At 38.4% G+C, this 21,819-nt stretch carries 20 protein-coding genes and 1 tRNA gene; 10 read left to right on the top strand and 11 right to left on the bottom strand.

Annotated features, from left to right (window positions below):
- Positions 1-71: 71 nt before the first annotated feature.
- The gene (locus H3Z82_RS17540; RefSeq protein WP_182206807.1) at positions 72-839 is read right to left on the bottom strand and encodes an ABC transporter ATP-binding protein; all 768 of its coding nucleotides are present in this window, start codon (positions 837-839) and stop codon (positions 72-74) included.
- Positions 839-1,576 (bottom strand): MlaE family ABC transporter permease, encoded by a 738-nt coding sequence (locus H3Z82_RS17545; protein ID WP_182206808.1) that lies wholly within the window; start codon positions 1,574-1,576, stop codon positions 839-841. The genes H3Z82_RS17540 and H3Z82_RS17545 overlap by 1 nt, the downstream gene beginning before the upstream one ends.
- A gap of 112 nt (positions 1,577-1,688) precedes the next feature.
- On the opposite strand from H3Z82_RS17545, the gene pafA reads away from it, so the two are divergent.
- Together pafA and H3Z82_RS17555 are read left to right on the top strand one after the other, a co-directional pair.
- Positions 1,689-3,356, top strand: a complete 1,668-nt coding sequence (pafA, locus tag H3Z82_RS17550; RefSeq protein WP_182206809.1) for an alkaline phosphatase PafA — start codon at positions 1,689-1,691, stop codon at positions 3,354-3,356.
- 5 nt (positions 3,357-3,361) lie between these two features.
- Positions 3,362-4,165 carry a DNA/RNA non-specific endonuclease gene (locus H3Z82_RS17555; protein ID WP_182206810.1) on the top strand — a complete coding sequence of 268 codons (804 nt, stop codon included), beginning with the start codon at positions 3,362-3,364 and terminating at the stop codon, positions 4,163-4,165.
- On the opposite strand, the gene H3Z82_RS17560 is transcribed toward H3Z82_RS17555, so the two are convergent.
- The 4 genes from H3Z82_RS17560 to gcvP all read right to left on the bottom strand — a co-directional run bounded on the left by H3Z82_RS17560 (position 4,158) and on the right by gcvP (position 9,712).
- The gene (locus H3Z82_RS17560; protein WP_182206811.1) at positions 4,158-5,006 is read right to left on the bottom strand and encodes a glycosyltransferase; all 849 of its coding nucleotides are present in this window, start codon (positions 5,004-5,006) and stop codon (positions 4,158-4,160) included. The two genes, H3Z82_RS17555 and H3Z82_RS17560, sit on opposite strands and share 8 nt — an antisense overlap.
- 23 nt (positions 5,007-5,029) lie before the next feature.
- Positions 5,030-5,551, bottom strand: coding sequence for a class I SAM-dependent methyltransferase (locus tag H3Z82_RS17565; RefSeq protein ID WP_182206812.1), 522 nt, complete (start codon positions 5,549-5,551; stop codon positions 5,030-5,032).
- Between the two features lie 63 nt (positions 5,552-5,614).
- The gene (locus H3Z82_RS17570; RefSeq protein WP_182206813.1) at positions 5,615-6,673 is read right to left on the bottom strand and encodes a 3-oxoacyl-ACP synthase III family protein; all 1,059 of its coding nucleotides are present in this window, start codon (positions 6,671-6,673) and stop codon (positions 5,615-5,617) included.
- Between the two features lie 189 nt (positions 6,674-6,862).
- On the bottom strand, positions 6,863-9,712 hold the full coding sequence (gene gcvP, locus H3Z82_RS17575; protein ID WP_182206814.1) for an aminomethyl-transferring glycine dehydrogenase: 2,850 nt from the start codon (positions 9,710-9,712) through the stop codon (positions 6,863-6,865).
- A 187-nt stretch (positions 9,713-9,899) separates the two neighbouring features.
- Between gcvP and H3Z82_RS17580 the strand changes: the two genes are divergently transcribed.
- Positions 9,900-10,730: a UbiA prenyltransferase family protein gene (locus tag H3Z82_RS17580; RefSeq protein ID WP_182206815.1), complete on the top strand. Its 831-nt coding sequence runs from the start codon at positions 9,900-9,902 to the stop codon at positions 10,728-10,730.
- On the opposite strand, the gene H3Z82_RS17585 is transcribed toward H3Z82_RS17580, so the two are convergent.
- The 5 genes from H3Z82_RS17585 to H3Z82_RS17605 form a co-directional block, all read right to left on the bottom strand.
- Complete coding sequence (locus H3Z82_RS17585) at positions 10,713-10,967, bottom strand: hypothetical protein (protein WP_182206816.1); 255 nt, start codon at positions 10,965-10,967, stop codon at positions 10,713-10,715. The two genes, H3Z82_RS17580 and H3Z82_RS17585, sit on opposite strands and share 18 nt — an antisense overlap.
- A 2-nt stretch (positions 10,968-10,969) precedes the next feature.
- Positions 10,970-11,527, bottom strand: coding sequence for a sigma-70 family RNA polymerase sigma factor (locus H3Z82_RS17590; RefSeq protein WP_182206817.1), 558 nt, complete (start codon positions 11,525-11,527; stop codon positions 10,970-10,972).
- A gap of 498 nt (positions 11,528-12,025) precedes the next feature.
- Positions 12,026-14,062, bottom strand: coding sequence for a M3 family metallopeptidase (locus tag H3Z82_RS17595; protein ID WP_182206818.1), 2,037 nt, complete (start codon positions 14,060-14,062; stop codon positions 12,026-12,028).
- A gap of 194 nt (positions 14,063-14,256) precedes the next feature.
- Positions 14,257-14,739: a 5-(carboxyamino)imidazole ribonucleotide mutase gene (purE, locus tag H3Z82_RS17600; RefSeq protein ID WP_182206819.1), complete on the bottom strand. Its 483-nt coding sequence runs from the start codon at positions 14,737-14,739 to the stop codon at positions 14,257-14,259.
- 110 nt (positions 14,740-14,849) lie between these two features.
- Positions 14,850-16,001, bottom strand: a complete 1,152-nt coding sequence (locus tag H3Z82_RS17605) for a 5-(carboxyamino)imidazole ribonucleotide synthase (RefSeq protein WP_182206820.1) — start codon at positions 15,999-16,001, stop codon at positions 14,850-14,852.
- A gap of 154 nt (positions 16,002-16,155) precedes the next feature.
- Between H3Z82_RS17605 and H3Z82_RS17610 the strand changes: the two genes are divergently transcribed.
- The 7 genes from H3Z82_RS17610 to H3Z82_RS17640 all read left to right on the top strand — a co-directional run bounded on the left by H3Z82_RS17610 (position 16,156) and on the right by H3Z82_RS17640 (position 21,819).
- Positions 16,156-17,265, top strand: a complete 1,110-nt coding sequence (locus H3Z82_RS17610) for an adenylate kinase (RefSeq protein ID WP_182206838.1) — start codon at positions 16,156-16,158, stop codon at positions 17,263-17,265.
- A gap of 125 nt (positions 17,266-17,390) precedes the next feature.
- Positions 17,391-18,389 (top strand): GTPase ObgE, encoded by a 999-nt coding sequence (gene obgE / locus H3Z82_RS17615; protein ID WP_182206839.1) that lies wholly within the window; start codon positions 17,391-17,393, stop codon positions 18,387-18,389.
- Between the two features lie 289 nt (positions 18,390-18,678).
- Positions 18,679-19,404, top strand: a complete 726-nt coding sequence (locus H3Z82_RS17620) for an SDR family oxidoreductase (protein WP_182206821.1) — start codon at positions 18,679-18,681, stop codon at positions 19,402-19,404.
- A gap of 110 nt (positions 19,405-19,514) precedes the next feature.
- Positions 19,515-20,048: a DUF4136 domain-containing protein gene (locus tag H3Z82_RS17625; RefSeq protein WP_182206822.1), complete on the top strand. Its 534-nt coding sequence runs from the start codon at positions 19,515-19,517 to the stop codon at positions 20,046-20,048.
- A 208-nt stretch (positions 20,049-20,256) separates the two neighbouring features.
- Entirely contained in the window at positions 20,257-21,162 is a 906-nt protein-coding gene (locus H3Z82_RS17630) for a leucine-rich repeat domain-containing protein (protein WP_182206823.1), read from the top strand.
- A gap of 167 nt (positions 21,163-21,329) precedes the next feature.
- Positions 21,330-21,402 (top strand) — tRNA-Met (locus H3Z82_RS17635).
- Between the two features lie 171 nt (positions 21,403-21,573).
- Positions 21,574-21,819 carry a GIY-YIG nuclease family protein gene (locus tag H3Z82_RS17640; protein ID WP_317172473.1) on the top strand — a complete coding sequence of 82 codons (246 nt, stop codon included), beginning with the start codon at positions 21,574-21,576 and terminating at the stop codon, positions 21,817-21,819.

The following is a 21,819-nucleotide window of genomic DNA, read 5'->3' on the forward strand; positions in this document are numbered from 1 at the left end:
AGACGGGCGACCGGTGCCCGATGATTGTGGACTGCACTGAATACAGCAAACTGCAGACTGTCAACGGAGAACTACATATCCTCCTCTAAATACATTTTTTGTACACGTTTAAACAAATCAGAAGAATACACAAAATCGGTGACCGCCTCATTATCAGTTTTAAAAATGTTTTTGTTGGACCCTTCCCATTCCTTGATTCCATTTTTCAGGAAGATGATTTTTTGACCAATTTCCATTACAGAGTTCATATCATGGGTGTTGATAATTGTCGTGATATCGTACTCGTGGGTAATTTCCTGAATCAGATTATCAATAACGGTTGCCGTTCTCGGATCCAATCCTGAATTGGGTTCATCACAAAACAAAAAACGAGGCTGGTTAACAATGGCTCTTGCAATAGCTACTCGCTTTTGCATCCCGCCAGAAGCTTCACTTGGTAATTTGTTGTGCGCATCGTCAAGGTTAACTCTTTTTAGGACAAGGTCTACGCGATCATTCATTTCACTTTTGCTCTGCTTTGTAAACATTCGCAACGGGAATTTTACGTTTTCAGCAATCGTCATCGAGTCAAAAAGTGCACTACCTTGAAACACCATGCCCATTTTTGACCTTAAATCACTTTTCTCATCTGGCGTTAAATCTGAATAATCTGTACCGTCATAAATAATTGAGCCTTGATCGGGCTCAAATAAGCCTAATAATGTTTTTAGAAAAACGGTCTTTCCCGATCCACTTTGTCCAATGACCAGATTGGTTTTTCCTTTTTCAAACGTGGTGCTAATGCCTTTTAGAATTTTGGAATCACCAAAAGATTTATGGATGTCATTGACTTCAATCATTAGCTTAGCAACATTTGGGTTAATATATAATTTAATAGAATAATCGCCACACTCGTCCATACGAAGGATGTGGTACTTGCTTTACCAACTTCTAAAGCTCCACCTTTCATATAATACCCATAGTAGGATGGTATAGTAGCCAATAAGAATGCAAAAACAAAAGTCTTAATAAAAGCATACGCAACATGAAACGGAATAAAATCCAGTTGAATACCCGCAATATAATCATCTAAAGACACAAAACCTCCTATAACAGAAGCCGCTAATCCGCCGAGGATTCCTAAAAACATGGCAATAGAAATCAAAAACGGATATAACATCAATGCCACAAATTTAGGAAATACCAAGTAGTTTATGGCATTGATGCCCATTACCTCCAAAGCATCAATTTGCTCAGTAACACGCATGGTGCCAATACTAGAGGTAATAAAAGAGCCTACCTTTCCTGCCATAATAATAGAGATAAAGGTTGGCGCAAACTCTAAAATAACTGATTGTCGGGTTGCAAAACCAACCAATGTTTTCGGAATGAGTGGACTGGTCATGTTCAGTGCCGTTTGGATGGTCACAACACCTCCAACAAAAAACGCAATAAACGCTACAATGCCTAAAGAATTAATGATCAAATCATCGATATCCTTAAAAATTAAATGCCGCATAACAGACCATTTGGTAGGCTTGCGGAACATTGCTTTTATCATCAAAAAATATTGACCAATATTATGTAGGTAGCTCATATAAAATTTTGTTACTGCTAATGTAAAAAAAACCGCGACGTTTTTAACCTTTATTTGAATTTAGATATTTGAAAAAGCCGTATGTTTGATATTGAATTCAATTTAATAAAAAATGAAAAAATTATTTTCTGGTATTCTTATCTCGTTGTTTTTCATCTCTACTTTTCAAGCACAACAAAAGAATTCCAAAAACAAGACCAACAAAGATAATACTATTCAAACGCAACCAAAATTAATTGTTGGCATTGTTGTAGATCAAATGCGCTATGATTATTTGACCCGTTTTTACGATAAATATGGTGATGGTGGTTTTAAACGAATGATGAATGAGGGTTTCAATTGTAAGAACAATCATTTTAATTATGTACCAACCTATACGGGGCCTGGGCATACCTCTGTATATACCGGTACAACACCAAAGTACCATGGCATTATTGGAAATAATTGGTACGATAAAGAAATCAAATCGTCAGTGTATTGTGCTGGTGATGATAGTGTAGAATCTATTGGTACCACACATAAGGCAGGAAAAATGTCGCCACACCGCATGAAAACCACCACTTTTGCTGACGAAAACAGGCTGTTTACCCAAATGCGTGGAAAAACCATTGGAATTGCACTTAAAGATAGAGGCGCTATCCTTCCAGCTGGGCATACCGCCAACGCTGCTTATTGGTTTCATGGTGCTGACGAAGGCCGATGGATTTCAAGTACATTTTATATGACTGAATTACCTGATTGGGTAGAAAAATTTAATAACTCTAATCAAGTAGAATCCTATTTTAAAGAATGGAATACCTTATATGATATCTCAACTTATACCGAAAGTGCTCCTGACCACAACACCTTCGAGGGTGGGTTTAAAGGTAAGGAAACCGCAACTTTCCCTTATGATTTGATGGCATTGAAAGATCAGAATGGTGGCTTTGAGATTCTTAAAGCAACGCCTTATGGGAATGATATAACCACCGATTTTGCGTTAGCTGCAATTGATGGCGAAGCACTTGGCCAAGATGAATTTACCGATGTCTTGGCAATAAGTTACTCAAGTCCAGATTATGTAGGTCATAATTTTGGAGTGAGCTCTAAAGAGGTTCAAGACACTTATTTACGACTGGATAAAGACTTAGAGCGTTTGTTCAAAGGTTTGGATGCTAAAGTAGGGAAAGGAAATTACACGGTTTTTTTAACTGCAGATCATGCTGCGGTTGAGGTGCCATCTTACTTGCAAAGTTTGAAAATTCCGGCAGGTTATGTTAACAGTAGAGCGCTCAGGGAAAAAGTGTATGCCTTTATGAAAACCACTTTTAAAGCTGATGAGCTTGTAGAAAATATCAGTAACAACCAAATATTCCTGAATAGATCTAAATTATACGAGATGGGATTGAAGCTTGAAGACGTTCAACAAGCCATCATCAATGAAATTATTACTTACGAGCATATCGATAAGGCCTATACGGGAATGTCAATGACCCAATCTTCCTATACTAAAGGTATTGCAGAATTGATTCAAAACGGATACAGTCAAAAACGATCAGGAGATGTGATTTATGTCTATGATCCTGCCGTTCTTTCTTATAGTTTGACAGGATCCTCCCACGGGTCTTCGTTTAATTATGATACACATGTGCCACTTTTACTTTTTGGGAATGGTATTAAGCACGGTCAGACTTTAAAGAAAACGCATATAACGGATATTGCGCCTACCATGTCGGCCATATTGGGCATTAGCTTTCCCAATGCGGCCACTGGTCAACCTTTAGAATTTGTTTTAGAATAGTTCGTGTGAGCAAAAGAAATCTTTACAGTCTTGTTGCTATTATTCTTGTTTTGGGCGTCTATGGTTACGAACATTTCTTAAAGGAAGAAGAAGCTTCGGAGTATATAAAAGAAGGCGAACGTGTCAAATCTGATACGAGAACCTTCTTTTTGCCTTCAAGTACAACAGGACAGGTGGTACATCATCAAGAATATTCGCTTTCCTATAGTGAGCCACATGAACAGGCAGAATGGGTGGCTTATGAATTAAAAAAAGAACATCTCGCAAGGTCCAATTTCCAACGACCATATTTTGAAATTGACAAAGCAATTAAAACAGGTGCCGCAAGTTGGCGGAATTATAAGAACTCCGGATATGATCGAGGCCATTTGGTTCCTGCAGCAGATAGAGCCTACGATAAACGAGCCTATGATGAAACTTTCCTGACCAGTAACATCAGTCCGCAAGATCGTGACTTTAATGCCGGCATTTGGAATACATTAGAGCAGAAGGTGCGATATTGGGCGAGGAAATATGATGGTGTTTTTGTGGTGACCGGTGGTGTGTTGAAAGACGATCTGAAAACGATAGGCAACGAAAAGGTAGCAGTTCCAGAATTGTTCTATAAAATCATCTATGATCCTGACAACCAAAAGATGATTGCTTTTTTGATGCCGAATAAAAATACAGATGAACCCTTATATGATTTTGTGGTATCCGTGGATTCAGTGGAGGTACTTACTGGAATTGATTTTTTTCCAGAATTGGAAGATCATTTAGAGGATCGATTGGAGGCACTATCTGATTTTAAAGAATGGAGTTTCAACTAAATTTTTGAAGCATGCCCTTCCAACGGGTAGCACGGATAAATTGACCTTGCTTCTTGGTCACTAAATATTCCTGTCCTTCTTTTTTAGCCTTGAAGAAACCAGACATATAATCTTTGAATAAGGAAAGGCTTTTCTTTTTGTAAGCTAATTTCAAAGCAGATATCAAGGTGATTAAAAAACCATATCGCATTTTGAACATGGCTTCACCCTGCAAATATTTTGAAGCTTTGTTATAGCTGATTCCCGTAGGTTTTAAATGTTTCACCTGAAGTTCTGAATCTGTTAAGATCTCCCATCCATGAAATTTTGCCAGGAGTTCGTCAACAGTGTCCCAACCCATAGATGGTTTCAATTTTCCAATTTCAATAAAGCACTTTTTTCGATAGGCTTTAAGAGCGCCACGAATATGATCTTTTCTGGTCAAATTTTCCAATACCCAATGTCCGTTCTGTTCGATATAACAAAAGCCTGAAGCCATGCCAAGTTTCGGATTGGTTGTAAAGTGATGCACTAAGCGTTCTAAATAATTATGAGGAAAAATTAAATCAGCGTCAAATTTGCAAATCACATCGTAGTTGTCATCAAGTTGCTCGTAACCTTTATTAAAGGCCTTTATGATTTTTGATCCGGGCAGGTGTTGGTCGGAGGAGGTGTTTTTGATTAAGGAAATCCAAGTATATTTACTCGCATATTGCTGCACAATTGCTGAGGTTTCATCAGACGAATGATCATCAACGACCACTACTTTTTTAGGAATCAAGGTTTGATTGACCAACGACTCCAATGTTAAACCAATGGAGTCCTGTTCGTTGTGGGCAGGTATTATGATATAGAAATTCAACAGCTGATGATTTGAGATCTAAGTTAAACTCTTTCAGCGTAAACGATATAATATCTTGGTGTAAACAAGCGAAATATTGGTCTAATGCCAATCTTTTTAGTAGGATTGGTCCATTTTTGTCGAGACTTAATGGTCCATCCTGCTTTTTCGAGCAACCAGTCAAATTGCCAATCTTCAAATTCATGAAAATGCCTGTCGCGCATATCTGTTTTGCTTCGGTACGCGGATGCGAACCATAGTTTTAATGGAACACTGGCAACCAGTTTATTGGAATTGATTTTTTGTAAAACTGTAAAAGGAGAAAGTAAATGTTCAAATATTTCAAAGGCGGTTACTACCTCGCACTCTGAGTTTTCAAGTGCTGAGGTATCCATATCCAAATCTTCGCCTGTTGTATTTCTAATATCATATCCATGATCTCTCATGATTTTAGAAAAGGGATTGTCAACTCCTAAATCTAAAATTTTCTCGGATGGACTGATGTGGTTTTTTAAAAACTCCAAGGTCAGTCGGTACCTTTTAAATGGTAAATTTCCTTCGTACATGCTAGGTGGATTTGCTTAGGGTCTTTTCAAGATGAATCAAATTTTATATTAAAAAGATGATTTCTAATATTGATAAACTATCGCATTGATGTGCATGCCGCTGCCAACGCTGGCAAACATAATAATGTCCCCTTTAGTAAGCGAATGATTTTTTAATTTGTTATTTCTGACCAGGTCATATAAGGTGGGGATAGTGGCCACAGAGCTGTTGCCCAATTCATGAATGCTCATGGGCATGATGCCTTCAGGAATATCAGTATTGTATAATTTGTAGAAGCGCTTTAATATGGCCTCATCCATTTTCTCATTGGCCTGATGTATGAAGATTTTTTTGACATCCTTAATGTCCTTCCCACTTTTATCCAGACAGGTTTTCATGGCACCTGGGACGTTATTAAGTGCAAATTCGTAGATTTTTCTACCGTCCATTTTTATATACCGGGTGTCTTCACACAGATCTTTATTATTGGAATTTCCGAAGTATAAATAATAGGCTTCATCATAGGTGAAACTCCCGGTTTCATGGGCTAAGATCCCACCTTCTTCGTCAGTGGCTTCAACGATTGTCGCACCAGCACCGTCACTATATATCATGGAGTCACGATCGTGCTTGTCCACCACTCTGGAAAGCGTTTCAGAACCAATGACCAAACATCTTTTAGCGATACCTGCTGTAATAAAAGCATTGGCTTGGATGACACCTTCAATCCAGCCCGGACAGCCAAAAAGGATATCGTAAGCAACACATTTAGAGCTTTTAATTCGTAAACTGTGTTTGACGCGAGATGCTAAGCATGGTAATACATCAGTTTGGATGGTGTTGTGCTTGACATCACCAAAATTATGGGCCATAATGATATAATCCAATGTTTCTGGGTCGATTTTGGCATCAGCAATAGCCTTTTCGGCTGCAAAAAAAGCAAGATCCGAAGAGGTCAAATGATCAAACGCATATCGACGCTCGTCAATGCCCGTAATCGCTTTGAACTTTTCAATGATTACCGAGTTGGGATGGGACAAACTCGACCCATCAGTATTTAGAAAATGGTGTTTCCCGAAATCCTCATTCTTCTCAACGGTACTTGGTATATAACTACCCGTTCCTGTAATCTTTATCGCCATTTTTATTTATTATTATAATCGATTTACTAATGTACTTAATATTCGTTTTGATTGTCGCCTATTGTTGGCTTTATTAGAAATTTTTGCCAAATTATCAAAAAAATGACAAGTACAAATAAAAAACAATAAAAAAGCGCTCATTTACTAATTAAAAGAGCGCTTTAGATTGTGACTGTACCAATATGAATTCTATGCTTCCATATATTCTTCAATTGGCGCGCACGTGCATATCAGGTTTCTGTCGCCATAAGCATCATCTACACGCCTTACTGACGGCCAGAATTTATTGTCTCGAATATACTCCAACGGAAATGCTGCTGCTTCTCTTGAGTATGGAAATTCCCACTGATCTGAAGTCAACATTGCCAAAGTATGTGGTGCATTTTTAAGCACATTATTTTGATCATCTTTTGAAGCTTGGTCAATTTCTTTCCTAATTGAAATCATCGCGTCACAGAACCGATCCATTTCGTCCTTGCTTTCACTCTCCGTAGGCTCAATCATCAAAGTTCCTGCTACCGGGAAAGACACAGTTGGTGCGTGGAATCCATAATCCATCAAACGTTTGGCAATGTCACTAACTTCAATGCCATTGTCTTTAAAAGGTCGGCAATCTACGATCATTTCGTGGGCTGCGCGTCCGCGTTCTCCAGAATATAAAGTGTCAAACTGCCCTTGCAAACGATGTTTGATATAATTGGCATTTAAAATGGCGGTTTGTGTTACTTTTTTCAACCCTTCTGCACCCAACATTTTGATGTATCCGTAAGAGATCAAACAAACCAATGACGACCCAAATGGTGCTCCAGAAATAGCTGTTATGGCTTTCTCTCCACCGGTTTTAATAATAGGGTTTCCTGGTAAAAACGGAACTAATTGTTCAGCTACACAAATTGGGCCAACACCTGGGCCACCACCACCATGCGGAATGGCAAATGTTTTGTGCAAATTGAGGTGACAAACATCTGCACCAATATTTCCTGGATTTGTTAAACCAACTTGAGCGTTCATATTGGCCCCGTCCATATAGACCTGGCCACCATTATCATGAATAATTTGAGTGATTTCCTTTATGGCCGACTCATAAACACCGTGTGTTGATGGGTAAGTTACCATCAGGCAGGAGAGATTGTCTTTATGCTTAAGCGCTTTTTCGCGTAAATCGTCAACATCAATATTGCCTTCCTCTGTCGATTTTGTGACCACTACTTTCATTCCTGCCATCACCGCACTTGCTGGATTGGTACCGTGGGCGGAAGATGGGATCAAACAAATATTCCGATGACCTTCATCACGAGATTCGTGATAAGCTTTGATGACCATCAAGCCTGCAAACTCACCTTGTGCACCGGAGTTTGGTTGCAAAGATGTACCAGCAAAACCTGTGATTTCAGTCAGTTGGTCTTCCAGGGCTTTTAATACAGTATGATAACCCTCTGCTTGCTCAACTGGGCAGAATGGGTGTACGGTGCCCCAATTTGGCCAACTCAATGGCAACATTTCTGCGGCAGCGTTTAGTTTCATTGTACAAGAGCCCAAAGGAATCATAGAATGGTTTAGGGATAAATCTTTACGCTCCAACATTTTGATGTAACGCATCAATTCTGTTTCCGAATGGTGCTTGTTGAATACTTCCATAGTCATAAACTCCGACTCGCGCTGTAAGTTCTTGTCAATGTTATTGGCAGCTTCAATTTCTGATAGGACAACCGTGTCTTTTTGACGATTTTCAGCGAAAATAGCGATGATTTCGTTGGCGTCTTCCAAAGAGGTGGTTTCGTTGATTGAAATAGTAACCGTATCTACATTTGGATAGTTGAAATTGACTTCATGGCGTTCCGCTATGGTTTTTATTGCATCAGCATTGGCCTCAATATTAATCGTATCAAAGAAAGATACGTTTTTTTGCTTGTAGCCCAATTGGCTCAATGCTTTTGCCACGCTTGACGCTGTATTGTGAACCTTAGAGGCAATAAACTGTAAGCCTTTCGGGCCATGGTAAACAGCGTACATTGCCGCCATTACCGCTAAGAGTACTTGTGCTGTACATATATTAGAGGTGGCTCTATCGCGTTTAATATGTTGTTCACGGGTTTGTAAGGCCATGCGTAATGCCCTATTACCATTCATATCTTTGGTTACCCCAATAATCCGTCCTGGCAAATCACGTTTATAGTCTTCCTTTGTTGCAAAATACGCTGCATGTGGACCTCCATATCCCATTGGGATTCCGAAGCGTTGGGTAGTTCCAACCACCACATCAGCCCCAAATTTACCTGGAGCTTCCAATTTCACCAAACTTAGAATATCCGCAGCCACCGCTACTTTTATTTGATTTGCATTTGCTTTTTCTATGAATGATTTAATGTCACTTACCAAACCGTCTTTCCCAGGATACTGTAAAATCGCACCAAAAAACTCTGATGAAAAACTAAATTCATCTTCATTTCCGATGACCAGCTCAATACCAATAGGCGCAGATCTGGTTTGTAATAAAGACAAGGTCTGTGGTAAGATAGCGTCAGAAACAAAAAACTTATTGACCTTATTTTTCTTTTGATCACGTTCACGCACTGCAAATAGAAGGCTCATTGCTTCTGCGGCAGCTGTACTTTCATCAAGTAAAGACGCGTTGGCAATTTCCATACCGGTCAAATCGGTGACCATGGTCTGGAAGTTTAAGAGCGCCTCTAATCTTCCTTGTGCAATTTCTGCTTGATATGGCGTATATGCTGTGTACCAACCTGGGTTTTCCAAAACGTTACGCTGAATAACCGCAGGGACAATGGTAGGATGGTAGCCTAAGCCAATATATGATTTAAAGATTTTATTCTTTTTTGAAAGCTCATGAATATGGTTGTTGTATTCATACTCAGACATTGGTGGATCCAGCTTCAATCCGTTTTTCAATCGGATATTGTCGGGAACTGTTTCAGAGATCAGTTGATCTAAACTGTCCACTCCAATGGCTTTAAGCATTGAATTTTGGTCATTTTCGTCTGGACCAATATGGCGAAGAGCAAAACTGTTTGTGTTCATTAAGATAGTGTTGTGTTAGATTCACACGTGCGCGTGAAAGTCAATTTATTATGCACTATATTCTCTTAGAATTTAGGCGCTTTTTTACAACCGCGAATTTACGCAAATATTGACCATTTTTAGTTAAGGAAACCTAAAGTTTTCAACCAATACAAAGTCTTATTAACACATTGTCTATTTTTGTAATATGAAGCAGGTTAGGCAATTGTTTGATTTTTATATCAATAGTAGCATACACGTGGCTTTGGCTGTGTTCTCAATGACTTATGTGACCCTATTGGAACTCGGTTTACCCACAGATTGGCCTTTGTTTTGCTTTGTCTTTTTTTCCACGATCACAGGATATAATTTTGTCAAGTATTTTGGAATGGCAAAGTTTCACCATCGGAGACTGGCGGGAAGGTTGAAAATTATTCAAGTTTTTTCCTTGATGTGTTTCCTTTTGATGCTTTACTTTATGTGGCAATTAACGCCAGAAACAATCATTTATATTCTTGTTTTTGGAGTAGTCACATTTTTTTACGCCATTCCATTTTTGCCGAAACGGTTTTTTCTGGATCAACAAAAAAACTTAAGAAATATTGGTGGTATTAAAGTGTATGTGATAGCTTTAGTTTGGGCTGGGGTTACGGTTTTACTCCCTGTACTTGATAAGAATGGAGTATTTACTTGGGATGTTTGGCTTACCGCAATACAACGATTTTTATTGGTCATGCTTTTGATGCTGCCTTTTGAAATAAGAGATTTACAATATGACAGCTTAAAGTTGGCTACAATTCCTCAGAAAATGGGCGTCAAAAACACAAAAATTATGGGTGTTGTGGGGGGCGTGGTTTTCTTTGGTATAGAATTTTTGAAGAATCAATTGAGTCAGAAGCTGATTCTGCTAACCTTGACGATTACATTAATAACCTTGTTGTGTATAGTTTTTGCCGATAAAAAAAAGAGCGATTATTACAGTTCTTTTTGGGTGGAAAGTGTGCCGATAATTTGGCTGGTTCTACACTTGGTTTTTTAACTGTTCGTTTAAACGATCTTCCATAAGTTTACGTTCGCTGTGTTCTAAACATGTCAATTTGGAAGATTTTAAGGTCTTTGTCAATTTTGTGTTTCTGTTGACATATAATCGTGTGGCGCGGCACCAAAGATACCTGAAGCTTAATTTGACTTTCTCCCATAAGGTCGATTCATGATATTGCGACTTGTCACAGATATGAAAGGCCTCTTCTTTTGAAATAATAAATAATCTTAACATTGCTATGATTTAAACCAATTTTTCTCCATGCATTCTGCCAATGCTATACGTGCACGATGAATTATGACCCATAGATTAGACGCAGTGATGTTGAGTTCATTACAAATTGTTTCTGTTTCGTAATTTAAAATGGTTTTCATTTTAAATACCGTGGCTTGTCTGTCTGACAGTTTACTCATACAATCGTAAATAGCATCACCAAGCTCTGTGTTTTCTAATATGTCTTGAGCATTTAAATAAGTCATATCTTCTACGCGTTCTTCAAGCCAATCCCCTTCATTTTCATCGGTATTATATGTCATCCGGACTTCGGCCTGACCTTTCTTGGAATTAATTTTACGATAATAATCGATGATTTTCCGTTTTAAAATAGAAATGAGCCAAGTGCGTTCGCTCGCTTCGCCTTTGAAATTTTTCATCGACTTTAAACCGGCAAAAAAGGTGTCTTGGATGATGTCTTTAGCAATTTCACGGTCATTGACCCGGCTGATCGTGTAATTGAAGAGATAATCCGAATAAAGTTCAATCCACCTATTAGGGTTGATTTGATGATTTGACATCTGTTGTATAGCAATTTATATCAAAATTAAGTAAATAAATTTTAATAGTCGGTCAAATTAACCAAAGCGTTTTGGATGTTCTTATATTTAAATTTGAAACCATTTTCCAGAAATCATTCTTGAATTACGTTACTATTTTCAAGTATAAGTTCAGTTTCCGTTCCTATTGTTGCTGCCCCTGCCCGAAACTCTCCAATTTTTTTAAGGAGATGAGAGCGTCTCCGTACTTACCGAATACTATAGATGTCCGAAGTACAATTTCCCGTGTATTGAGGTTGGAGATGGTGTACAAGGTTTGGTGCCATCGCAATAAAAGTGTTTGGGAATTAAATTAAAACGCTATTGACATTTTATGTTCATTGGCTAGTGGATAAAAAACTATAAATATTAAATTACAAACCATAAGATGCCATTGGTGTTTAGCGTTTGTGATTTCCATTGTTCAGGTGGTCCACAACAACCCCGTGCGTTACGCTAATTAAATTTAGCTGCGGTTAGCTAATTCGACGGCATTAATCCCGCACGTTTCAATAAAGCATCAGGTTGAGGTTCTTTCCCTCTAAAGCGTTTATAAAGTACCATTGGATCTTCAATACCACCTTGTGAAAGTACATTTTCCATAAATTTAGTAGCGACTTCCTTATCAAAAATACCTTTTTCCTTGAAAAACTCAAACGCATCGGCGTCCAAAACCTCGGCCCATTTATAACTGTAATAACCAGAGGAATAACCGCCTTGAAAAATGTGGGAAAAGGAGGTGCTCATGCAATTTTCTTTCACATCCGGAAATAATTGACTGCCTTCAAAGGCTTCTAATTCATGCGCTTTGACATCAGTAATTGAAGTTGGATCGATGCCATGCCAGCTCATATCCAAGAGTCCGAAACTTAACTGACGTAAGGTTTGCATCCCTTCGTGGAAGGCCGCGGAATCCTTTATTTTTTGAACCAAATCCATAGGGATCAATTCGCCAGTTTTATAATGCGTAGCGAACAATTCCAAAGCTTCTTTTTCATAGCACCAGTTTTCAAATACTTGACTTGGCAATTCCACAAAATCCCAAAACACGCTGGTTCCCGATAAACTTGGATAGGTTGTATTGGCCAGCATGCCATGTAGGGCGTGTCCAAATTCGTGAAACAAGGTGGTAACTTCATTAAAAGTCAGTAATGAGGGTTTGGTTTTGGTAGGCTTTGTGAAATTACAGACAATGGAAATGTGCGGGCGTTCATTTTTGTCCCCTTTAATAAATTGAGGTTTGTAGCTGGTCATCCATGCACCATTACGCTTTCCTGGTCTTGGGAAAAAATCGGCGTAAAAAATGGCTACCAATTCGCCGTTGCTATCAGTTACTTTATAGGTTAAAACCTCTTCGTGGTATTTATCGATGGTCGTAATTTCTTCAAACTCCAATCCAAATAATTTTTGAGCCACCTTAAAAGCGCCATTAATAACATTTTCAAGTTTGAAATAGGGTTTTAGTTTTTCATCATCCAAATCAAAACGGTTTTGTTTTAGTTTTTCAGAATAATAAGCTGAATCCCATTTTTGTAATTGGTCAATGCCATCTAACTTATTAGCAAATTCTTGAAGCTCTTTAAATTCACGGATTGCCGCTGGTTTTGCTTTCACCAACAACTCTTCCAAAAAGTCTTCTACTTTTTGAGGCGTTTTGGCCATGCGTTCCTCGAGAACAAAGTGCGCATGGGTTTTATAGCCTAAAAGTTGGGCGCGTTCAAATCGTAATTTTGCAATTTGTAAAACATTATTTTGATTGTCCAAAGCATCACCTTTAAAGGCTTTTTTCCCTGCAGCAATGGCTAATTTTTTTCTGAGCGCTCTGTTGTCCGCATAGGTCATAAAGGGGATGTAGCTTGGGTAATCCAATGTAAACAACCAGCCATCTTTGCCCTTGCTCTCTGCCAATTGCTTGGCCGCTTCCAATTCGCCTTCCGGCAGACCGGCAAGTTCTTCTTGATTAGTGATCAGCATTTCGAAGTTATTGGTTTCGGCCAATACATTTTCACCAAAAGTCAATTGAAGTTGGCTTAACTCTTTATCAATAGCTCTAAGTTTATTCTTTTTTTCTTCGGGAAGATTGGCGCCATTTCGTGCAAAAGCTTTATATTTTTTGTCCAAAAGCGTCCGCTGTTCAACTGTTAGACTTAAGGTGTCTTTCCGATCATAAATCGCTTTTACCTTTTTGAATAGTGCTTCATTTAAAGTAATGTCGTTACTGAATTCAGTGATTAAAGGAGAAACTTCTTGCGCAATTTTCTGAATGATATCAGTTGTTTCCGCAGAATTCAGATTGAAAAAAATACTGGAAATCCGATCTAATTGTTGACCGGTAAACTCTAAAGCTTCAATCGTATTCTCAAAAGATGGTTCATCCTCTGTGTTGGTGATTGCTTCAATTTCCAATTTGGCGTCGGCAATTGCAGCTTTGAACGCCGGTAAGAAATCAGTGTCTTTAATTTTAGAAAAAGGTGCTGTATTATAAGTGGTGTTGAAATATGTATTTAGAATATTCATTGGATAAAGTTCTGTTTTAAAAACTATGTAGTATAAATTTGTTAATATATTACTGTAGATCTGACAATTAACTTACTTTTTGCATTTCTGTATTCAGAATATATTTATCTTTGCATTGCAATTGTAAAGAAGTTTAGATAAACCCTTTTATAGTTGATTAATAGCACGAAATCCCTGACTTATGTCGGGGTTTTCTATGTCAAATCTTGAGAAGAAGCAATAACCTTCGTTTTTAGATCTTCTTTATAAGCAATAATTTTTTCTTGAACCTGAGCGTCGGAACTACCAATAATTTGGGCTGCCAGAATACCAGCATTTTTCGCTCCGTTTAAGGCTACTGTTGCCACTGGAACCCCGCCTGGCATTTGAAGAATAGAAAGCACAGAATCCCATCCGTCAATGGAATTGGAGCTTTTCACCGGAACTCCAATAACTGGCAATGGCGATAATGAAGCAATCATTCCTGGTAAATGTGCGGCACCTCCGGCACCGGCAATAATTACTGAAAATCCTCTTGTATGGGCATTTTTGCCGTAATCGAATAGTTTTTCTGGTGTTCTGTGGGCGGAGACAATATCAACTTCAACTGTAATATTGAACTGTTTCAATATGTCGATCGCGTCTTGCATTACTGGCAAATCGCTTTTGCTTCCCATGATGATTCCTATTTTGCTCATAATTTTATAAACTGCAAATTTTTTAGTTCTCTGATAATAAGAGAAAGCTAATTATTAATTTGTTATGAATTAATTCTCACAGTGGGTTTTAATACCCCCAAGATTCTTAATTAACTAATCACTTTTATTAAATTCTTTACATCCTCCGCAATTTGTCGCGCTTCATTCAAATCCTCATTGACAATTGTTACGTGGCCCATTTTTCGAAATGGTCTGGTTTGTCTCTTGCCGTAAATATGCGGTGTTACCCCGTCCATCGCCATGATATCTTCTATGTTTTCATAAATGACATCGCCAGAATGGCCTTCGGCGCCCACTAAATTGACCATCACTGCTGCAACTTTATTGTCCGTTTTTCCTAATGGGAGATCCAAAATGCTTCTTAAATGTTGCTCAAACTGTGAAGTGAAACTGGATTCTATCGTATGATGCCCAGAATTGTGCGGTCTTGGTGCCACTTCGTTTACCAATATTTGGTCATCCTGGGTTTGAAACATCTCAACGGCCAGTAGTCCTACGTGATTAAAGGCCTTTGAAACCTCTAAAGCAATGTCCTGCGCCTTATGGGCGATTTTAGTGCCTATTCTTGCTGGGCAGATAACATATTCCACTTGGTTGGCTTCTGGGTGAAACTCCATTTCTACCACGGGATAGGTGCTTACTTCGCCCTTTACATTTCTGCTGACAATAACCGCAAGTTCGTTTTTAAACGGAATTAGGGTTTCAGCAATGCATTCGCCGTCTTGTAGGTCGGTTAAATCAGCTTTGCTTCGCACCACTTTAACGCCGTTGCCATCATATCCAAACTGTGCAGCTTTCCAAACAAAAGGTAAATGGAGTCCGCCGTTATCAATGGCATCTTCAATTTGTGAGAGGTAGGCAAATCGAGTAAAATTGGCTGTTGGAATATTATTGTCCACATAAAACAACTTCTGTTTCGCCTTATTTTGAATGATTTTTAACGTTTTGGACGACGGAAATACTTTAACCCCTTGTTTTTCTAAAGTTTCTAAAGCATTGACATTGACATTTTCAATTTCAATGGTGAGTACGTCAACATCTTTTCCAAAATTGACAACGGTTTCATAGTCCATCAAATCGCCTTGGGTAAATTCATTACAGGCAATTTTAGAAGGTGCTTCGGCACTGGGGTCAAGGACGCAGGTGTAAATATCGAATTTTCGAGTTTCTGTAAGTAGCATTTTGCCCAATTGGCCTCCGCCTAAAATACCGAGTTTAAAGTTTGAAGAAAAATAATTCATGTTTAAGGTGATTGCGGGAGAAATCTGTTAAATTTAGGTCGTTAATACAGCAAAAATACGCTTAAACTCTGAAAGATGTCAAGGAAATCCTGAAATTTCAAGAGTAAATTTTAAATCAAAAGCGTATATTTGCATCTTTTAAAAACCAATGGCATTGATTAAGCTTCACGATTTATATTTTAAACCTTTTATATCTGAGAAGGAGATTGATACCGCCGTTCAAAGAATGGTAGACGAGGTAGCGAATGATATCAAAGATGAAATTCCCGTGTTTGTTGGGGTTATGAACGGCTCCTTCATGTTTGTGAGTGATTTTGTAAAAAAATATCCTAAACCTTGTGAAGTTACCTTTATAAAATTAGCTTCCTATGAAGGTGTCAAATCAACGGAAGATATTGAACGCCTGATTGGATTGACTCAAGATTTGACGGGCAGAACCGTTGTGATACTTGAGGATATTATTGATACAGGAAACACTTTAGAGGAGGTTCATCGTATTTTTAAAAATGAAAAGGTCAAGGAATTAAAAATTGCAACGCTGTTTCATAAGCCGGAAGCTTACAAAAAGGATTTTAAACTACATTATATAGGTATTGATGTCCCTAAAAAGTTCATTGTTGGATATGGACTGGATTATGACGGATTGGGAAGGGATTTGCCAGAAGTATATCAACTAAAAACGACTCAACATATGACTAATTTTGTGCTATTTGGTCCTCCAGGTGCAGGGAAAGGAACACAGGCTGATTTTTTAAAGGAGACCTATAATCTAGTGCATATTTCTACTGGTGATGTGTTTAGGTATAATATCAAAAACAAAACCGCTTTGGGGATGCTGGCCAAATCCTTTATGGATAAAGGCCAATTGGTTCCGGACAAAGTAACTATTGATATGCTAAATGCTGAGGTTGAGAAAAATGCCGATGCCAATGGTTTTATTTTTGATGGTTTTCCTAGGACTACGGCTCAAGCCCAGGCTTTAGATGAGTTGATGGAAAGTAAGGATTCGCAGATTGACGCTATGATTGCTCTTGAGGTGGATGATGAGGTTTTAGTCCAGCGCCTTTTGGGTCGTGGTAAAACGAGTGGAAGAGCTGACGACGCTGATGAGCAAATTATCCGAAACCGTATTGCGGAATACTATAACAAGACCGCTATTTTAAAAGAGTATTATATGGCTCAGGAAAAATATTGCGGCGTGGATGGCGTTGGAAATATCTCAGAAATTACAGAGCGCCTGAACAAGGTGATCGATGCTTTATAGATAGCTGAGCAGGCTGCTCCAGAGCTTTGGATTTTATTAGTGTAAAATGCTAAGCTATTTCTTACTGGACGCTTGTAGATATTTGATGTTAATTAAAAAGACTCCCATTGTCTTGGGAAGGGAATATGACCGAAGGAAATTTTGTTGATTATATAAAAATGAACGTTCAATCTGGAAACGGAGGGAAAGGTTCCATGCATTTGCATCGCGAAAAATATATCACCAAAGGTGGTCCTGATGGTGGTGATGGTGGTCGTGGTGGTCATGTAATTATGAGAGGCAATCAAAACCTGTGGACCTTGTTTCATTTAAAGTTTAAAAAGCATATTCGGGCTGAACATGGGGGGCATGGCAGTGCCTCAAGAAGTACCGGTGCTGATGGTGCAGATGTTTATGTAGAAGTGCCATTGGGGACTGTGGTTAAAGACGCCGAAACCAATGAAGTTATTTTTGAAATTACTGAACACGGCGAAGAAAAAATAATTGTAGAAGGTGGAAAGGGCGGTCTTGGAAATTGGCATTTCCGAAGCTCCACAAATCAAACACCACGTTATGCACAGCCAGGTATTCCGCTACAGGAACGTGATATTCTTTTGGAGCTTAAAATTCTTGCCGATGTTGGTTTGGTAGGCTTTCCAAATGCTGGAAAATCAACTTTATTGTCGGTGATCACATCGGCAAAACCGAAAATTGCCGATTATGAATTCACAACACTTAAGCCGAATTTAGGTATTGTGGAGTATCGCGATTTTCAGACTTTTGTCATGGCCGATATCCCTGGTATTATTGAAGGCGCCGCAGAGGGAAGGGGCCTTGGGCACTATTTTTTAAGGCATATTGAACGAAATTCAATTCTCTTGTTTTTAATTCCAGCAGATGCTAATGATATCCTTGAGCAATATGAAATTTTATTGGACGAATTACGTCGTTACAACCCCGAAATGTTGGATAAAGAACGCTTGATTGCCATTTCAAAAAGTGACCTCCTTGATGCTGAGCTTGAAGCCGAACTAAAGGCTGAACTCGATAAAACTCTACCTATAGATTATATGTTTTTCTCCGCTGTGGCCCAAAAGGGAATTATTGAATTGAAGGACAGACTTTGGAAGATGCTGCATGTTTAGGGTGACGCTTAAATGGTCTTAAGATCTGTTTTGTATTTAGGTAGTTCTATTTCTATTTTTGGGTTTGTTGATTCTGAGGTTTTTGATTTTATGTCATAGCGATATTTTGAATAATCAAGGTGTTTCGTATTACATCCATTTCCATCTTCATTTTACATCCTTACTTCTGGTATACTATTTACTGCAGATTTAAAATTGGTTACTATAGCCAGACATTTAATACAATTTTAATAATTCTTATGTAGTCTTGGATTTTTCGTTTCGTAACTTTGGATAAAAACGATATAGAATGAAAAATTTAAATGATAAAGTTGCCTTAATCACAGGTGGCAGTAAAGGAATTGGTTACGGTGTAGCAATGAGTTTATTGAATGAAGGCGTTAATGTGGCCATAACAAGTAGAAATGAAGCAAGCGCTAAGGATGCAGCTGAAAAACTAACAAAGAATTGTAAAACAACTGCAAAAGCATTTGGTGTTGAGGCTGATGTCAGAAACTATGAAAGCCAACAAAATGCGGTAAGACAAGTCTTGTCTGAATTTGGACAGTTGGATATTGTGGTGGCTAATGCAGGATTGGGGCATTTTGCGTCTATTGAAGACCTGACTCCAGAGCAATGGCAAGAAACGATAGATACAAATCTGTCAGGAGTGTTCTACACAATTAAATCAAGCGTTGATGCACTAAAAAAATCCAAAGGCTATTTTATTAGTATTTCCAGTTTGGCGGGAACCAACTTTTTTGCAGGTGGTTCAGCATATAATGCCAGCAAATTTGGAGTTACGGGTTTCACACAGTCGGTCATGTTAGATTTAAGACAACATAATGTCAAAGTCAGTACGATTATGCCAGGTTCAGTGTCAACATATTTCAATGGCAATGAGCCAAACCCAAGTGATGCCTGGAAAATCCAAAGTGAAGATATTGGTGAACTGATAGTTGATCTTTTAAAAATGAACGAACGCACCTTACCAAGTAAAATAGAGGTAAGGCCTACCATGCCGCCGAGTAAATAGAGCCATAGTATTGGAATTTATATAAAGTGCCTCTTGCGATTTCAGGTCTTTTACCCTTGGGATATGTTAAAGAGGCACATTTTTTATTACCTTTAAAATAAAAGAAAGTCATGAAAAAATTACTCCTTCTATTGGGGCTCTTCTTAATTATTTTCTCCTGTGCGCCTGTTCGCGTCAACTATGATTATGAAAGAGGCACAGATTTCAACGTCTATAAATCTTATAATTACTATAATGATATGAATATGGGAATGAGCGAACTGGATTCAAAAAGACTTTTGGATGCTTTAGACGCCGGTTTGCACGCCAAAGGCTTGAGTTTGTCTGATTCCCCCGATTTTTTGATTAATATCAATAGTAGCACCTATCAAGAAGCGCAACGCAGTAATATGGGCGTAGGTGTTGGTGGTGGCGGTGGCAATGTAGGCGGTGGGATTTCCATAGGTGTTCCCGTTGGACAGGCAAAGGTCAACAGAGAAATTGTGTTCGAATTTGTTGATGCAAATAGATCCGGACTGTTTTGGCAAGCGATTAGTGAAAGTGGATACCGACCAAACGCCAAACCAGAAGTAAAAGAATCTCAATTTAGAGCCGTGGTTGAAAAGGTCTTATCAGGATATCCACCTGCATCTAAAAAGGAATAATTCAGGGGATGATATTTTAAATTTTTTCGTCTTTTTTTATTTTTAATACTCTTAACTTTTAAAAAACCTTACAGACCTATAACGGATTGGTTATTAGACTTTTGCAATGTGGGGTCTTTTCAAATTATGTAGTTCATCGAAAATAATTGGTTTTTCATCGATAATATTATACATTCGTCGTGTAAATGCGCCAACCAAATTTATTTTTATGAAAACTATCAAACTTACTTTCTCGTTATTATTAATGACCGTCTTCGCATTTGGTCAAGTTTCTCCCAAAGAAAAAAATGCGCTTATAGAGCTTTCCAATGCTACAAAAGGCCATGCTTGGCTTCAGTCTTGGGATCTCACGACGCCTGTAGAGACATGGTACGGCGTGAAAGTTGTTGACGACAAGGTGGTTTCGCTTAATTTGGACTTTAATAATTTAGAAGGGACTTTGCCAAATGAATTAGGCGACTTAATTCATCTTGAACATTTAAGTTTATTTAGAAACTCGATTTCTGGAACAATTCCATCAAACCTCGGGAAATTGACAAGTTTAAAGGAAATCAATTTGGCATTTAATAAACTTCAAGGTCATATTCCTACTGAATTGACAACCCTGTCGTCATTGGAAACCTTAAAACTGTTTATGAATGAATTGTCAGGCCAAATTCCTAATAAGATAGGAGATCTATCAAATTTGAAAACCTTGGAGTTGTATAATAATAATTTGAGTGGCACTATTCCAATGTCTGTAGAAAAACTTACTAAGTTAGAAATCTTGGTCATTAGCAGTAATACCTTAACAGGAAAATTACCTTCCAATTTATCGCAACTCAAGAATTTGAAATCATTGAGTGTTTTTGACAACCAACTATTGGGTACAATTCCAGAATCGATAGGTGCGCTAACCAATCTTGAAGAATTAGTATTATCAAACAACGCATTCTATGGTGAATTACCTACTCAAATGGTTAAGCTAAGCAAGCTTAAGATTTTGCTTATCGGAAACAATAGTTTTAAGGGCGAATTGGCACATCTGGAAAATCAGTTTCCTAATTTAATTGAATTTGGTTATCAAAATACAAAGCCTGGTGGCGTCCTTGCAACTTTAGATTCAGACGATTAGCATCAGCATCAAGATATGACTGACTCTCAATATTTATATGTTGGGAGTTTTTTATGGAATAAAGTTTTTATAATCAGAAAAAAGCTTTTATATTTGCAGTCCTAAAATGAGGCAGTCGGCATTATGAACCGAGAGTTAAAAACTAAGAGAATCATTTTAATTGATATCGCGGGATAGAGCAGTAGGTAGCTCGTTGGGCTCATAACCCAAAGGTCACAGGTTCGAGTCCTGTTCCCGCTACTAAGCAAGACGCATCACTATAAATAGTCGATGCGTTTTTTTTGGCTCATATCCGCCGCGGCGGACACAGGTTCGAGTCTTCGCCTGGGCGAACTACAAAGTAAGCCCTTGAAATTTTTCAGGGGCTTTTTTTTTATGCAGTAAATTTTAATCGTTTTTGCCGTGGAATTCGTGGTTTATGTTCTTTGGTCCGATAGGTATCGCAAACGCTACGTCGGCATGACTTCTGATCTGGTTGGCAGATTCAGATCTCATAATTCCCTTGCGAAAAAGGGTTGGACAATAAGGTTCAGGCCTTGGCGGGTAGTTCATGTGGAGTTTTATGCAACCAAAAAGGATGCAAAGAGCCGAGAGGACTTTCTCAAAACCGGAAGGGGCAGAGAATGGATGGACCTCAATCTTAACCTGGACGGTTGA

Origin of the sequence: Gelidibacter maritimus, assembly GCF_014062315.1 — a bacterium.
GTDB lineage: Bacteria > Bacteroidota > Bacteroidia > Flavobacteriales > Flavobacteriaceae > Gelidibacter > Gelidibacter maritimus.

Coding starts and splice junctions, on each gene's coding strand:
- H3Z82_RS17540 (WP_182206807.1), bottom strand. CDS start 839: ATGATTGAAGTCAATGACATCCATAAATCTTTTGGTGATTCCAAAATT.
- H3Z82_RS17545 (WP_182206808.1), bottom strand. CDS start 1,576: ATGAGCTACCTACATAATATTGGTCAATATTTTTTGATGATAAAAGCA.
- pafA (WP_182206809.1), top strand. CDS start 1,689: ATGAAAAAATTATTTTCTGGTATTCTTATCTCGTTGTTTTTCATCTCT.
- H3Z82_RS17565 (WP_182206812.1), bottom strand. CDS start 5,551: ATGTACGAAGGAAATTTACCATTTAAAAGGTACCGACTGACCTTGGAG.
- H3Z82_RS17570 (WP_182206813.1), bottom strand. CDS start 6,673: ATGGCGATAAAGATTACAGGAACGGGTAGTTATATACCAAGTACCGTT.
- gcvP (WP_182206814.1), bottom strand. CDS start 9,712: ATGAACACAAACAGTTTTGCTCTTCGCCATATTGGTCCAGACGAAAAT.
- H3Z82_RS17580 (WP_182206815.1), top strand. CDS start 9,900: ATGAAGCAGGTTAGGCAATTGTTTGATTTTTATATCAATAGTAGCATA.
- H3Z82_RS17585 (WP_182206816.1), bottom strand. CDS start 10,967: ATGTTAAGATTATTTATTATTTCAAAAGAAGAGGCCTTTCATATCTGT.
- H3Z82_RS17590 (WP_182206817.1), bottom strand. CDS start 11,527: ATGTCAAATCATCAAATCAACCCTAATAGGTGGATTGAACTTTATTCG.
- H3Z82_RS17595 (WP_182206818.1), bottom strand. CDS start 14,062: ATGAATATTCTAAATACATATTTCAACACCACTTATAATACAGCACCT.
- purE (WP_182206819.1), bottom strand. CDS start 14,739: ATGAGCAAAATAGGAATCATCATGGGAAGCAAAAGCGATTTGCCAGTA.
- H3Z82_RS17605 (WP_182206820.1), bottom strand. CDS start 16,001: ATGAATTATTTTTCTTCAAACTTTAAACTCGGTATTTTAGGCGGAGGC.
- obgE (WP_182206839.1), top strand. CDS start 17,391: ATGACCGAAGGAAATTTTGTTGATTATATAAAAATGAACGTTCAATCT.
- H3Z82_RS17620 (WP_182206821.1), top strand. CDS start 18,679: ATGAAAAATTTAAATGATAAAGTTGCCTTAATCACAGGTGGCAGTAAA.
- H3Z82_RS17625 (WP_182206822.1), top strand. CDS start 19,515: ATGAAAAAATTACTCCTTCTATTGGGGCTCTTCTTAATTATTTTCTCC.
- H3Z82_RS17630 (WP_182206823.1), top strand. CDS start 20,257: ATGAAAACTATCAAACTTACTTTCTCGTTATTATTAATGACCGTCTTC.